The sequence below is a fragment of the Capnocytophaga periodontitidis genome, from assembly GCF_016126015.1.
Lineage (GTDB): Bacteria > Bacteroidota > Bacteroidia > Flavobacteriales > Flavobacteriaceae > Capnocytophaga > Capnocytophaga periodontitidis.
In genome coordinates this window covers 108930-124218 of record NZ_JAEFDB010000006.1, presented here as the reverse complement: position 1 = coordinate 124218, position 15289 = coordinate 108930, and the positions used below count along the sequence as shown (strand labels likewise).

Below are 15289 nucleotides of genomic sequence, written 5' to 3'. Positions count from 1 at the left end.
TGTCCCCTGTCCCCTGACACCTGACACCTGAAACCTGACCTCTATTCCGGCATTGCTCTCCATCGTTTGATAACATTCGTATAAAGTCCTATAAATCCAATTGAAAGCAATATGCTACAGCTAAAAATGATAAGTTCCTCGAAGTTATGCCAGAGTGAATAATGAATATCATTATCATAATTCCTTCTAAAGTATCTCTTTTCTAAAAAGAAAAGAGTAGCTATTATGATAGGAAAGAAATCTAATATTGTGATATTCATAGCGATACCTCTCTGTAGTTTATTAGAGGAGGTAGTAGAGTATAAAAGTATTGAGAGATAGATAATCCATAAGAGAAAAAACAATATACTATCTTCTCCATAATTTTCAATATCCATAAATAATATGAATACTACTAACAGAGCGAATAATAAACATAACAATCCACTAAATAAAATAGTTAGCAATGCTGTACGTAATGAAGTGATACGTACTATAAAGAGCAACGATGTGAGTATAAAAACAGCTGTTTCTACCATTGTAATTTCCTCATTGAGCTCCATTACAAACAAGCGTTTCTTGATATCTTTAGCATTGTTAGCTATGTTGTATTCCCTTTGTTGTGCTTCAGGGAGTCTCTCTACATCTTCAAAGTTAAAATTTTTAGGGTATTGTTGTAATACATTGTGTATATAGCTGTCGGTATATCGCAAATGTACTTTAGCCGATTCACCTATTGTAAACGAAAGCCCTGAACTGAGTATGCCTCCCATAATAAAGAGATATATCACAAATTGCCTGAATAATTGCCACTCACTCACAGGATAAAAACGTTTAAAAGCATTATTCTTAAACAAACGAATGAACCATCCTACTAACATTAGTACAATGATAATAAAGCTCATCACCATAGGCAACCCTTCAAAATGGTTTTCCAAACCAAAAGAATAGTTGCTCATATTCTCATCGGTAATAGTAGCAAATCCCCACAAGAAAAAGAATAAGTGGATTGCAAGAATGAGAGGCAACGCCCATATTAAATGCGTATTCCAAATTGCTGGATAACGTTCTAATAAATATTTTTTCAATTGATAATGAGTGTTTTATAATTAATAACCTATACCTCCTAAAACCTAACACCTGTCCCCTGACACCTAACCTCTACTCTGGCATTGCTTTACACCTCTTGATAACTCCTGTATAAAGTCCTATAAAAAGTATGGTTAGCAATATACCAATATCCAAAAAAAGCAATTCTCGTAGGTTATCCCAAAACTTTCCATAATGGTCTTTTATAAAGTGCCACAAATAAAATTTATCCACAATGTCTGTAAAAATAACAGCTATTATAGGAAAAAAAGTGTAAATAGCATTATTTATAGCAATCTCTCTATATAGTTTGTTTTTAGAATTTACTGAAATGCCGAGTAGAACGAGGAAACTTGCGCATGTTATTGTGATAGAAGTGAACAAATCATTTTTATTGCCCACAAGATATAAAATAAGTAAACCTAACAAATGGATAAATAGAAGAAACAAACCTCCAAAAACAATAGCTAATAGCACTGTGCGCAATGAGGTGATGCGTACCGTGAAGAGCAACAATGTGAGTACAAAAACTATAACTGTAATAGTATTCAATTTGTCTTTTACTATTTCTATAAACGTATTGGTCTTCATATTCTTAGCATTTCGCGCGATAAAGAACTCATTTATTTGGTTTTTATTACTATATCGTACTTCTTCGTAAGAAGAGTCAAAATTCTCAGGATACTGTTGCAAAATACTATGGATATAGCTATCACTATACCGCCAATGAACTTTAGCTTTCTCACCTGCTATAAACGAAATATGAGTGCTTGTCATTCCAAAGATAATCACAAGGTACGCTACAAAACGCCCAAACAATTGCCAACGACTCACAGGGTAGAAACGCTCAAAAGCATTGTTTCTAAACAAATAAATAAGGCAACCTACCAATAACAAAACAATTATAATAAAGTTTAACAACATAGGTAAGCCATTATACAAGCTTCCCCACAGGTAATAGGAATTCCCTAACGTACTATCAGTGAGCATTATAAATCCCAATCCAAAAAAGACTAAATGGGATAAGAGTATTAATGGAAATAGCCACACAATCTGAATGTTCCAAATTGCTGGATAACGTTCTAATAAATATTTTTTCAATTGATAATGAGTGTTTTATAATTAATAACCTATACCTCCTAAAACCTAACACCTGTCCCCTGACACCTGACACCTATCCCCTAAAAACTAACTCACAAAGAAACGGCGGGTAGAAGCTGAAATATTTCGTATATAAGTAAGCTCTATTTTAGCTTTACCAAGAGCTTCTAACACAGTAGAATATTCTGTACCTTCAGCAAAATAAGCGATGTAAATACCTCCATTGTACTGCAATTTTTCAAGATTAAAAGTGCTAAATACTGCTAATAATTCCTCTCTGCTGTTAGTAGTGTCAATTTCTACGATGAGTGGGGTAGGGGTATCCTCTTGGGTAGTCTCAACATTTTCGCGGTATTGTCCATTTTTGAGGAAAATTACCTTGTCAGATATTTTTTCTACTTCAAAGAGTTGTTGAGAGCTCAATATCAAAGCGATAGGGTGATTTACTGAGTTAGCTATCATTTTGAGGTCTTCTAATATTACTTGTTGTGCCAATACATCTAAGTTCCCTAAAGGCTCATCTAAAAGCAATAATTCTGGCTGGCGTAATAGGGTACGCGCTAATTCAAAACGCATTTTATACCCCGATGATAGTGCATTCCAGTTTAGGTTGCGATATTTCCACAAACCTAAACGGGCAATCATTAGCAGAGTGCGTGGTTCGTTTTCTTCAGCGGGGATGCCATAGCACGCCAAAGTAAACTTGAGATTGTCTTTCAAACTACCATACCATTTGTCGGTGCGTTGGGGTATGTAAGCTAATTTAGTGCGTAAATCGTATTCATTAGTGGGCGTTTTTTTGAAGTAATAGGTTATTTCGCCCGAATTATAAGAGAGGTCGTGCGCTAAGATGCGCAAAAGGGTTGTTTTCCCATTGCCATTTTCACCTACTAAGCCATAAACTTGTCCTTTATTAATAGTAAGTGATACAGGACCTAATGAAAACATTCCCGAATTGTAGGTTTTTTTAATGTCTTTAGCAACAAGCACAGCTTTTTCAGTTATTACCTCCTCTACGGTGCATCGCCCTACTTCTTCAAGTAAGGCAGAAGCCTTTTCCGTAAGTTGATCCAACTCATTAGGATTGTTTTCCTTCCAGTTGGTAAGTTCTATAGCCTTTAGGTAGAGAGGCATTTGTTGTGTGTCGGCTACACAATCTAAGAGTTTGCGAAAGCCTAATTCAGTATCTTTTTGTGTAAAGAATTTAAGAGCGTTTTGTACGCGGAGTTGATGTTTTGTCATAAACGAATGGTTTGATGCGACAAAAGTAGTCAATAATTAGTAAATTAGCAAATTAACGATAAAAAAAATCACTTTCGTAACTTGTAATTCGCAATAATTTATTACCTTTGCGCTTATTAATTCTAAATTATAAAATTTTAATTGTAAGAATATGTCTCTAATAAAATCTATATCAGGCATTCGCGGTACTATAGGGGGAGTACCCGATGACAACTTAACCCCCATTGATGCTGTAAAATTTGCCGCTGCTTATGGCACTTGGCTCAAAAAACATATTTATAAAACCCGTGTGAAGGTGGTTGTAGGTCGCGATGCGCGTATTTCGGGTGAAATGGTGCAGAATCTCGTCCAATACACCCTTGTAGGTTTAGGAATTGATGTGGTAGATATAGGTTTGAGTACCACCCCTACCGTAGAAGTGGCGGTTACTATGGAACAAGCCGATGGCGGTATTATCCTCACTGCCAGTCATAATCCTAAACAGTGGAATGCCCTCAAATTGCTGAACAACAAAGGTGAGTTTCTCAACGCTCAGGAAGGCGAAGAAATCTTGCGCATTGCTGCTGCCAATGAGTTTACTTTTGCCGAAGTAGATGCTCTGGGGCATATCACTCACAACGATACTTATATACAACGCCATATCGACGCGGTGCTTTCACTCTTGCCATTGGCAACTTTGGAAGCTATTCGCAAACGCAAATTCAAAGTAGCGGTCGATGCTGTAAACTCTACCGGAGGTATCGCTATCCCACTTTTGTTAGAACGCTTGGGGGCTGAGGTGGTACCACTCTACTGTGAACCTAACGGTCAGTTCCCGCATAATCCCGAACCTCTTAAAGAACATCTTTCCGATATCTGTGCTAAGGTAGTGGAAGTAAAAGCCGATTTAGGGGTGGTGGTAGACCCCGATGTAGACCGCCTTGCGCTTATTACCGAAGAAGGCGAAATGTTTGGTGAAGAATATACCCTTGTTGCCTGCGCCGATTATTACCTCAGTAAAAAGAAAGGTAATGTGGTGTCAAACCTCTCCTCTTCACGTGCTTTGCGCGATATAGCCGAAAAACATGGGGTAGAATATGCTACGGCTGCTGTTGGTGAGGTGAATGTAGTAACCAAAATGAAAGAAGTAAATGCTGTGATAGGAGGTGAAGGCAATGGTGGTGTCATTTTCCCCGAATTGCATTATGGTCGTGATGCCTTAGTGGGGGTAGTGCTTTTCCTTTCTCTTTTGGTTGAAAAAGATACTACTGTGAGTGCTTTGCGTCGTAGTTATCCTGCTTATTTTATGAGCAAAAATAAAATCCAACTCACTAGCGGACTTAATCCGGACAAGGTGTTGCACGCAATGCAAGAAAAGTACGCACACGAGCAAATCACCACTATCGACGGACTTAAAATTGATTTTCCTTTCAGCTGGGTACACTTGCGCAAATCGAATACCGAGCCGATTATCCGCATCTATACTGAGGCTAAATCTCAGGCAGAAGCCGATGCTTTAGCCACTCGCTTTATGGAGGAAATGGCAGCGATTAGTTAAGGTTGATTGCTTGATAATCAGTTGTACTCTTTTAACACTACATTTCCTTTGTAAAATACCCGCCCAACTAGTCCGAATTGTCTGACTCGTCTAACTTGTCCAATAAAATAAATTTTAGTACTTAATCAATTGTTAGGTAGTCCCCTAAGGACTAACAATTAACCTCTAATAAACTAACATCTAATAACTGACAATATGAAACAAATTTTATTATTCTGCTTTCTGTTTATAGGAAGTCTCCACGCGCAAGAGTACGAAGTAACTGGTACTGTATCCGATACTTCAAACAGAGCTTTGCAATTCGTATCAGTAGTGATTAAAGGTACTGCTCAAGGAGTTACTACCAATAAAGAAGGTAAATACTCCATTAAGGTAAAGAAAGGAAAAACCTTGCAATTTGTTGCTATGGGCTATAAAACTCAAGAAGTCAAAATTACTGGGCAAAAAGTAATTGATATAGCTTTAGAAGAAATTTCCGAGATAGAAGAAACCGTATTAGTTGGCTATGCTCCTGTAAGGAAAGCATCTTTTGTTTCTTGTGCAGTAGCCGTAAAAAGTTACTCAGCAGGAAGACAACGAAAACGTAAACCCCAAGGGAGAAGACTAACCGAAACTTATAAAGCTATTGATGAGAATGGCTTTAAAAGCACTGCTACCGACCCTCTTACTACCTTTGCCGCCGATGTAGATAATGCTTCCTACAGCAATGTACGTCGTATGATCAATGATAAGCAAAAACCCGATAAAGATGCGGTGCGCATAGAGGAACTTATCAACTATTTTGACTATAACTATACTCCTCCAGCCGAAGGTAGTAAAACACCTCTCAATGCGACCACTACCCTAAGTAAATGTCCTTGGAATCCAGATAACTATTTGTTGCGTATCGGGTTGCAAGCAAAAAAAATAGACCTTACTAAAGCACCTCTTTCTAATATAGTGTTTTTGATAGATACCTCTGGCTCTATGTATTCACCCGACAAATTGCCCTTACTTAAAGAGTCGTTTAAGCTACTCTTGGAGAGCTTGCGACCTGAAGATAGGGTAGCGATTGTAGTCTATGCGGGAGCTGAAAGGGTAGCTTTGCCTTCTACACCTGCCAAAGAAAAAGATACAATTATTAAGGTTTTAGAAAACTTAGAAGCAGGTGGCTCTACCGCTGGAGGAGCTGGTATTCAAAAAGCCTATCAAATTGCCCGCGAGAACTTTATCGAAAAAGGAAACAACCGCATTATATTAGCTACCGATGGTGATTTTAATGTCGGTGTGCGCTCCGATGGCGAATTGAAACGCTTGGTAGAAAAAGAACGCCAAAGCGGAGTCTATATATCTGTATTGGGCTATGGTATGGGTAATTATCGCGATGATATGCTCGAAACTATAGCCAATAAAGGAAATGGTAATTATGCCTATATCGATAATATCGCCGAAGCAAAAAAAGTATTGGTGAATGAATTTGGTGGTACGCTCTACACCGTAGCCAAAGATGTGAAACTACAGTTAGAATTCAACCCCCAATATGTGAAACAATACCGCCAAATAGGCTATGAAAACCGTGCCTTAGCCAATGAAGACTTTAAAGATGATAGTAAAGATGCTGGCGAAATAGGTGCAGGACATACTGTAACAGTGCTCTATGAATTAGTGCCTGCTAAAGGAAAAACAACTGACGAGTTGCGCTACCAAAAGCAAAATACACAAGCTCATAAAGATGAACTCGCTTTCCTCAAAATACGCTATAAAGCCCCTTACATCAAACGCACTAAAAGCGTAGAAGAAAGCACTCCTATTCCTTTTACTCTCACCGACCTCGCCCAAACCGATGATGATTATCGCTTTGCCGCTGCTGTTGCCGAATGGGGAATGCTCCTAAGAAATTCTAAACACAAAACACAATCTTCTTATAATCAAGTACTTGAATTAGCCAAAAACGCTCTCGGTGAAGACAAAGAAGGCTACCGTAAAGAATTTATAGATTTAGTTGAGCTTTCCGAAAAAATAAAATAATAACCTAAATCCAAATAACTAATGGTATGAAACAAATTTTATTATTCTGCTTCCTATTTATAGGAAGCCTCTACGCACAAGAGTATGAAGTAACAGGAAAGGTTACTGATGTTTCTAACAATCCTTTACCTGGAGTTTCAGTACTCATCAAAGGAACTACCCAAGGAGTTTCTACTGATTTTGATGGTAAATACACTATCAAAGTAAAGAATGGTGATATCCTAGAGTTTTCTTCTTTAGGAATGAAAACCAAACAAGTGAAAGTTAATGGGCAAAAAGTCATCAATGTAGTTTTAGAAGAAGATAACGTTGCCCTTCAAGAAGTGGTGGTAACAAGTTATGAAACTGCAAAAAGACGAGACGTAACTAGTTCTTCTATACGTATAAGAGGTGCAGGAAGTGTTAGTGGAAATTATGGAACAAAAAACGGCTATACTTTAAATACTTCTCGCGAGACTTATAAAGCAATAGATGAAGGCGGCTTTAAGAAAACAGCGAAAGACCCCGTAACAACTTTCTCTGCCGATGTGGATAGAGCTTCTTATAGCAATGTGCGCCGTATGCTCAACTACGGACAAAAGCCTCATAAAGATGCTGTGCGCATAGAGGAGCTTATCAACTATTTTGATTATAACTATACACCTCCAGCCGAAGGTAGCAAAACACCTCTCAATGCTACAACAACGCTAAGTAGCTGTCCTTGGAATCCTGATAATTATCTGTTGCGCATTGGATTACAAGCAAAGAAAATAGATCTTACCAAAGCGCCACCTTCTAATATAGTGTTTCTAATAGATACCTCAGGTTCTATGGACGAGCCCAATAAAATGCCTCTACTCAAAGCATCGTTCAAATTGCTTTTGGATAACTTACGTCCAGAAGATAGGATAGCGATTGTAGTCTATGCAAGTCAAACAGGTATTGCTTTACCTTCTACTCCAGCGAAAGAAAAAGAGAAAATCTCCAAAGTGATAGACGATTTGGTAGCTAGTGGATCTACAGCAGGAGGAGCAGGATTACAAACTGCCTATGAAGTAGCCGAAAAAAACTTTTTGCCAAAAGGTAATAACCGTATTATCTTGGCTACCGATGGTGATTTCAACGTAGGAATTTCTTCACGTGATGAGTTGCAACGATTGGTAGAAGAGAAGCGCAACAATGGAATTTATATTTCGGTATTGGGCTATGGTATGGGAAATTACCGCGATGATATGGTAGAAACCATTGCCAACAAAGGAAATGGTAACTATGCTTATATCGATAATCTTACCGAAGCCAAAAAAGTATTGGTAAATGAATTTGGTGGTACACTTTACACCGTAGCCAAAGATGTGAAACTACAGTTAGAATTCAACCCTCAATACGTGAAAGAATACCGCTTGGTAGGCTATGAAAACCGCACTTTAGCCAATGAAGATTTTGAAGACGACAAGAAAGATGCTGGTGAGATAGGTGCAGGACATACTGTAACTGCTTTGTATGAATTGATACCTACCAAAGGAGCTACTACCGATGGGTTGCGTTATCAAAAACAAGTGAAAGAAGGATTTGCTAATGAATTAGCTTTCCTCAAAATACGTTATAAAGACCCTGTGGTAAAAGATGCTAAAAGCGTAGAAGAAAGCACTCCTATTCCTTTTACTCTCACCGACTTCACCCAAACCGATGATGATTATCGCTTTGCCGCCGCTGTTGCCGAATGGGGAATGCTCCTAAGAAATTCTAAATACAAAGCAAAATCCTCATATAAACAAGTAATAGATTTAGCTAAGAATGCGACTGGAAAAGATGAGGAGGGCTATCGCAAAGAGTTCATTCGCTTGGTCGAACTTTCCGAAAAAATAAAATAATAAACTAACCCCTGCCCCTAAAACGTAGTAAACTAACAAACAAACTAACAATAATGAAATATTCAATAACTTTAGGAATGTTTTTGCTTACAATGATTACAGCAAAATCCCAAACGCTCGCCGAGCGTGTTAATGCTAAAAATGCTACTTTAATTGATGTGCGTACCCCTGAAGAATTTGCTAAAGGTACAGCCGAAGGAGCAATTAATATCCCATTGGAAGAAATAGGAGCTCGATGGCAAGAATTAAGAGGAAAAGAGAATGTTGTACTCTTTTGTCGTCGAGGCATTCGTGCAGGCAAAGCACAAGATATTCTCAAGAAGCACAATATTACAGCCGTCAATGGCAAAACTGTAGAGCATATAAAATCTTTGCAAAAAGTAAATTTAGCCGATAAACTTACTTTCCGCAACGATAAACAAACTACCTATTTCGTAAAAGATGGTCAAAATGTGAGACAAGTAGCCATAGCTTTAGGTGAAGGAGCTGTACTAAAAAAACATACTACTAATATCCCTGCAACCCTTATTATGGTAAAAGGAACTGTGCGTTTTCTTATTAATGGTGAAGAAGTTGTACTCAAAGACCTCGATACCTATCAAATCCCTGTAGATGTAGAACACGAAGTGATAGGAGTTGAGAAAGAAAATATATTTATAGTAACCAAAGGAAATTAAGTTCAAGTAACAATAGGTAACAAGTAACAAAAACTACCCGTGAGCTCATACCTTTTGCAGAATTGAATACTCTGTTTAGAGTATGTTATGTAGGGGCGTTTTGCAAACGCCCCTACCAAATCATCAAATCATCAAATCGTTATCTGTCGCTCCCGCACCTCCCACTTTTCCAGATTGTCCCCTTCAGGGGCTAATTGCCAAATCATCACATCGCCAAATTATCTATGAGTCTCACTCCCTCAGCGTGTACCACTATAAAAGCGCGGTACTCTTTCCCTGCTTCTTTGGTAGTTGCGTGTTGCAAGGTATGAGCATCAGTAATAGTAAAATACTCTAAAGTAAAATCGGGTTCTTTGTTAAAAGTATCCACCACCCACGCTTCTACTTCAGCAGGAGTATGAGTAGCGAAACGCTCTTTGGCAGCGAGTAGGGTACGGTAAATGAAAGAAGCGCGATGTATCATAGCTTCACTTAGTAAAGCATTGCGTGAACTGAGGGCTAACCCTTCGCTATTGCGCACGATAGGGCAGGGGACGATAGTCACAGGTAAGCCTGTTTGTCGTACCATTTGCTGGATGATGAGCAGTTGTTGGTAGTCTTTTTCACCAAAGTAAGCTCTGTCGGGCATTACAATTTCGAAAAGTTTTTTAACAATCGTACCTACACCATCAAAATGCCCGGGTCGCGATGTGCCTTCCATTACTTTGTCTAATCCAGCAAAGTCAAATGGCTGAGCTACTACTTCATCGCCGTAAATATCGCTAACAGCAGGAGCAAAAATAATTACCTCTTTGCTATATTGGGCAATCTTATCAGCATCGGCTGTTAAGGTACGTGGATACTTCTCTAAATCGGTAGGATTGTTGAATTGTGTTGGGTTCACAAAAATACTCACAACGGCTATGTCGTTCTCTTCTTTAGCTTTTTTTACAAGCGATAAATGCCCGTCGTGTAAAGCACCCATAGTAGGTACTAAACCTATTGTTTTCCCTTGATTTCTAAGGGTTTCCATAAGTAAATGGAGTTCCTTTTGCTGTGTGTAAATCATCGATATAAAATCTTTTTTGGGTGCAAACTTATATAATTTTATGGATATGTGCATATTTTTTTGTACTTTTGTGCCTTCTAAGAGCAAAATAATTTAAAGAAATACTCTTTATGAAAGATAAAAAAGTACTCTACGTATCGTCTGAAGTATTGCCTTATTCACCTTATAGTGAATTAGCTAAAATGTCGTTTGAAGCCCCCAGAATGGTGAATGCTAACGGCGGTCAAATACGTATCTTTATGCCTAAATTTGGCAATATCAACGAACGCCGTCACCAGCTACACGAAGTGATACGCCTATCGGGTATGAATATTGTCATCAACGATATCGATGTACCTCTTATCATCAAAGTAGCTTCTATCCCTAAGGAACGCATACAAGTGTACTTTATTGATAATGACGAGTATTTCACACGTACTGGCACACTCTTTGATGAAGAAAACAATATGTATCCCGATAACGATGAGCGCTGTATCTTCTTCGCCAAAGGTATCGTCGAAACAGTGAAAAAACTCAATTGGTTACCCGATATCATCCACATACACGGCTGGGTGTCTGCTTTGTTACCTCTCTATTTGCGCACTTACTATAAAGATGAACCTATCTTTTCCGAAAGTAAAATCATTACCTCTGTGTTCGATAGTGATTACGATGGTGCTCTCGATTCTGCCTTAATCAACAAAGTAGCTTTTGATGGTATTAGCAAAAAAACAATCGACCCCCTCAAAAACCCTACTTACTACAACCTGATGCGCATCGCTATCAAGCACTCCGATGGCGTAATTGTAGTGAGTGAAAAGATGCCCGATGATTTCAAAACTTATCTCAAAAACTTGAGAAAACCAGTGATTTACAATAGCGATAAAGAAACCTTCCAAGAGTCTTACCGCGAATTTTACACTAAAATACTAAAGAAATAACAATAAACGAATGAATAACACTTACAAATTACTTTTTTCCCTCACTGTACTAACGCTTTTTAGCGCCTGCTCTTCCGACGATTTCAACGAAATAGATGGCGCACTCCTCAAAAATCCTAACTACGAAACCAGTGTCTTCACCCCTACTATTTCGGTGAACCAAATCAAACAAACTGCCGTACAAACCAATGGCTTAGGTGGATATTTGCTTGGGCAATACACTCAAGCGCCTTTTGGTACTAAATCAGCTACTATTGTAGCACAAGTAGGGCTCTCAACGGCTGCCCCTACTTTTGGTAGCAAAACTCAAGCGTTAGAAAATAGCGAAAACAAACCTGAAAACGAAAAAGTAACTAAGGCATTTTTGTACATTCCTTTCTTCAATCCTAATACTTCAAATAGTAAAGCTACCTATAGCCAAAATGCTGAATACCAATTAGATTCTATTTATGGCGACAAAAGTGCTTCTTTCCGTGTAGAAGTAAAAGAAACAAATTACTTCCTTAGTGATATAGGTACCGACCTGAAAGCTAAAGTCTATTATTCTAATAATACTGAAGTACTTACAAATTTAGGTAGTTCCATCGTTTCAGCTACTACTTCAGCTACTACTATTAGTAATAAAACGATTACACGCTTCCAGTTTGATGATCCTAAAACTACTACCGATGAGTCTAAAACAGTATACGATAATTTAGCTCCTGGATTGCGCATCCCCCTTAACACTACTTTCTTCCAAACAAAAATATTAGATAAGGAAGGAAGCAACGAATTGGCAAATGTAAACGACTTTAAAAAGTATTTTAAAGGGATACAAATCAGTACCTCTAACTTCTCTAAAGATGTGATGATGCTCCTCAATATAGCAAATGCCAAAATACAGTTAGAATATAGCTATACCGCTTATGTAAGTGGTAGCACTGCTACTAAAACACAATATAGCCGTTATGATTTGCCCCTCAATGGCATTGCTCTAAACCTTTTCAACAATGCTGGTGAAAGCCTTACCGATACTAGTAAAATCTATTTGAGTGGTGCTTTAGGGCAAACTGCTTCTATTACCATTTCAGATACCGATATTGCTCGCATCAAATCTGAAAAGTGGTTAGTTACCGATGCAAGTCTATTTTTCTATGTAGATAATAGTGTTACTTATACTAAAACCCCCGACCGCCTCTATATCTACAATGCTCAAACGGGCGCTGTATTAGCCGATTATCAGTACGACCCTACTGCTAATAACAATCAATCTTCCTATTCACACTTGGTGCACTTAGGTAGATTGCAAAAAGAAAACGGAGTAGGTAAATATTATCAACTGAGAATTACCAATCACATCCTCAATATGGTAACAAATAATACTACCAATGTTCCTTTAGCAATTGCTATAGGATCTAATATCAAGCAAACTGCTGTAGGTAGTTATAAAAGTGCAAGTGGTGATGGTAAAATAGCTAAAACAGCTCTCGCTACCCCCTTAGGCGTGGTGATTAAAGATATAAAATTGATTATCAATTACACCAAAGTAAAATAAGTATGGACTTAAGAGACCAACTTAAAAATCTTTTTCCTGATCATATAGAAGAGGAAACTCCTCAAGAAACTCCTTCTCCTATATGGTTGCAAGATGAGCCTTTGCTTTGTAAATACGAAAAGCGCAAAGGCAAACCCGTAACTGTAATCGAAGGTTACAATGGAGCAGATAGCGATTTCAAAATATTAGCAAAAGAGCTCAAAACATACCTTGGAGTAGGAGGAACAGTGAAAGACGACTCTATCCTCATACAAGGTGATTACCGCGATACTATTATGCAACTCCTTAAAGAAAAAGGATTAAAAGTAAAACGCGTAGGAGGTTAAAGATAATTAACAATTATAATATGAAATTATTAGAAGGAAAAACCGCTATTATCACTGGTGCTAGTCGTGGCATCGGTCGTGGTATAGCCGAAGTATTTGCCGCTCACGGAGCGAACATTGCTTTTTCATACAGCTCTTCAGTAGAAGCTGCAAAAACTTTAGAAAATGAATTAGCTGCACAAGGTGTAAAAGTGAAAGGCTACCAAAGTGATGCCTCTAACTTTGCTCAATCTCAAGAATTTGTCGATGCCGTTGTTGCTGAGTTTGGCACCGTTGATATCCTCGTAAACAACGCTGGTATCACTAAGGACAACCTACTGATGCGTATCAGTGAAGAGGATTTCGATAAAGTAATCGAAGTAAACCTCAAATCTGTGTTTAATATGACCAAAGCGGTACAACGTACTATGCTCAAACAGCGCAAAGGCTCTATTATCAATATGAGTAGCGTGGTAGGAGTGAAAGGTAATGCTGGTCAGTCTAACTATGCTGCCTCTAAAGCAGGAATTATCGGCTTTACTAAATCGATAGCCTTGGAATTAGGCTCTCGTAACATCCGCTGTAATGCCATTGCGCCAGGTTTTATCGAAACTGAAATGACTGCTGTACTCGATGAAAAAGTAGTACAAGGATGGCGTGATGCTATTCCTCTTAAACGTGGCGGACAGCCTGAAGATGTAGCCAATGCTTGCGTGTTTTTAGCCTCCGATATGTCTGCTTATATCACTGGGCAAGTACTCAATGTAGATGGCGGAATGCTCACATAATTTTGTTATTTCAGAAAAACTTTTTACTTTTGCCGAATGTTAATGAAAAAATATATCATCATCGGTCTGATCGGTGTGCTTTTTGCCTCCTGTGGTGAGTACCAAAAAGCCCTCAAATCTACAGATGGAAGTGTCAAATACATCGAAGCTGAAAAGCTCTATAAGGCTAAAAAATACAAAAAAGCGAATCGCCTTTTTGAACAAATAGCCTCCGAATATGCAGGAAAACCTCAAGGGGAACGCATCTACTATATGTATGGTGACGCTTGTTATCAACTCAAGCAGTACAGTTTAGCTTCCTATCAATTCGAACGTTTGCAGAAGCTGTACCCTCGTAGTGAAAAAGCTACCGAAGCTTCCTTTTTAGAAGCTAAATCACTATACTTAGAAACACCTAAGTATAGTGTAGATCAAACCTATACTTATCAGGCACTCGAAAAACTGCAGTACTTTTTGGATAGATATCCTAATAGTGAGTATACCAAAGAAGCTAACGAACTTACCTTAGATTTGGTAACGCGTTTAGAGAAAAAAGATTTTGAAATTGCCAAACAATACGATAAGATTCGTGACTATCAGGCAGCGATGAAATCATTAGATAATTTCTTGACCGATAATCCTGGAAGCCCTTTCAGAGAAGAAGCCTTGTACACCCGTTTGCACTCAGCTTATGAGTGGGCGATCAATAGTGTGGAAAGCAAAAAAGAAGAACGCCTCAATACAGCTAAAGAAGCCTACGACAACTTGTTGCGTGCTTACCCTGAAAGCAAATTCAAAAAGGAAGCTGAGAATATGCTCGTTAAAATTAATACATCACTAAAAAGTTTTACATCACAAAAATAATTACATTATGGATTTTAAAAAAATAGATGCTCCTACCTCTACGATTACTTACAACAAATCGGCTATAGAAGCACCTACTGGTAATATTTACGAGGCCATCTCTATTATTGCCAAACGTGCTAACCAAATAAACGCCGAAATTAAAAAAGAATTGGTAGAAAAGTTAGAGGCTTTCGCTACTAATAACGATAGCTTAGAGGAAATCTTTGAGAACAAAGAACAAATAGAAGTATCTCGTTTCTACGAGCGTTTGCCTAAACCTCAAGCCATCGCTGTAAAAGAATGGTTAGACGGTAAGGTATACTACCGTGAAACCGAATAAAAATGGGTATTTATAAATTGTTTGTTAGGCTTTAAGCAGTAAGCACT

The 15289-nt window shown here is 38.2% G+C and carries 14 protein-coding genes; 10 read left to right on the top strand and 4 right to left on the bottom strand.

The annotated features are described in order from the left end of the window. Nucleotides 1-41: 41 nt before the first annotated feature. From I7X29_RS10025 to I7X29_RS10015, 3 genes are all read right to left on the bottom strand, one after another. Entirely contained in the window at nt 42-1067 is a 1026-nt protein-coding gene (locus I7X29_RS10025; protein ID WP_198467111.1) for a hypothetical protein, read from the bottom strand. A gap of 73 nt (nt 1068-1140) precedes the next feature. Continuing rightward, nucleotides 1141-1992, bottom strand: a complete 852-nt coding sequence (locus I7X29_RS10020; protein WP_225883720.1) for a hypothetical protein — start codon at nt 1990-1992, stop codon at nt 1141-1143. A 264-nt stretch (nt 1993-2256) separates the two neighbouring features. Continuing rightward, nucleotides 2257-3411: an ATP-binding cassette domain-containing protein gene (locus I7X29_RS10015; protein ID WP_198467109.1), complete on the bottom strand. Its 1155-nt coding sequence runs from the start codon at nt 3409-3411 to the stop codon at nt 2257-2259. Between the two features lie 151 nt (nt 3412-3562). Here I7X29_RS10015 and glmM point away from each other — a divergent pair, with 151 nt between their 5' ends. The 4 genes from glmM to I7X29_RS09995 all read left to right on the top strand — a co-directional run bounded on the left by glmM (nt 3563) and on the right by I7X29_RS09995 (nt 9482). Beyond that, complete coding sequence (gene glmM / locus I7X29_RS10010) at nt 3563-4948, top strand: phosphoglucosamine mutase (protein ID WP_198467108.1); 1386 nt, start codon at nt 3563-3565, stop codon at nt 4946-4948. Nucleotides 4949-5143: 195 nt separating this feature from the next. Then, entirely contained in the window at nt 5144-6955 is a 1812-nt protein-coding gene (locus tag I7X29_RS10005; RefSeq protein ID WP_198467107.1) for a vWA domain-containing protein, read from the top strand. A gap of 26 nt (nt 6956-6981) precedes the next feature. Beyond that, nucleotides 6982-8805, top strand: coding sequence for a vWA domain-containing protein (locus tag I7X29_RS10000; protein WP_198467106.1), 1824 nt, complete (start codon nt 6982-6984; stop codon nt 8803-8805). Nucleotides 8806-8858: 53 nt separating this feature from the next. Continuing rightward, nucleotides 8859-9482, top strand: coding sequence for a rhodanese-like domain-containing protein (locus I7X29_RS09995; RefSeq protein ID WP_198467105.1), 624 nt, complete (start codon nt 8859-8861; stop codon nt 9480-9482). A 205-nt stretch (nt 9483-9687) separates the two neighbouring features. On the opposite strand, the gene panC is transcribed toward I7X29_RS09995, so the two are convergent. Continuing rightward, nucleotides 9688-10584 (bottom strand): pantoate--beta-alanine ligase, encoded by an 897-nt coding sequence (gene panC / locus I7X29_RS09990; RefSeq protein WP_198467104.1) that lies wholly within the window; start codon nt 10582-10584, stop codon nt 9688-9690. Between the two features lie 56 nt (nt 10585-10640). On the opposite strand from panC, the gene I7X29_RS09985 reads away from it, so the two are divergent. From I7X29_RS09985 to I7X29_RS09960, 6 genes are read left to right on the top strand one after another with little or no spacing between them, the layout of a single operon-like run. Next, on the top strand, nt 10641-11450 hold the full coding sequence (locus I7X29_RS09985) for a glycogen/starch synthase (protein ID WP_009413510.1): 810 nt from the start codon (nt 10641-10643) through the stop codon (nt 11448-11450). A gap of 10 nt (nt 11451-11460) precedes the next feature. Further along, entirely contained in the window at nt 11461-12984 is a 1524-nt protein-coding gene (locus I7X29_RS09980; protein ID WP_198467103.1) for a DUF4270 domain-containing protein, read from the top strand. 2 nt (nt 12985-12986) lie between these two features. After that, on the top strand, nt 12987-13310 hold the full coding sequence (locus I7X29_RS09975) for a translation initiation factor (protein WP_198467102.1): 324 nt from the start codon (nt 12987-12989) through the stop codon (nt 13308-13310). A 20-nt stretch (nt 13311-13330) separates the two neighbouring features. Continuing rightward, the gene (fabG, locus tag I7X29_RS09970; protein ID WP_009413507.1) at nt 13331-14077 is read left to right on the top strand and encodes a 3-oxoacyl-[acyl-carrier-protein] reductase; all 747 of its coding nucleotides are present in this window, start codon (nt 13331-13333) and stop codon (nt 14075-14077) included. 36 nt (nt 14078-14113) lie between these two features. Further along, nucleotides 14114-14920 (top strand): outer membrane protein assembly factor BamD, encoded by an 807-nt coding sequence (locus I7X29_RS09965; protein ID WP_198467101.1) that lies wholly within the window; start codon nt 14114-14116, stop codon nt 14918-14920. Nucleotides 14921-14927: 7 nt separating this feature from the next. Next, nucleotides 14928-15242 (top strand): DNA-directed RNA polymerase subunit omega, encoded by a 315-nt coding sequence (locus I7X29_RS09960; protein WP_009413506.1) that lies wholly within the window; start codon nt 14928-14930, stop codon nt 15240-15242. The last annotated feature ends 47 nt before the right edge of the window (nt 15243-15289 follow it).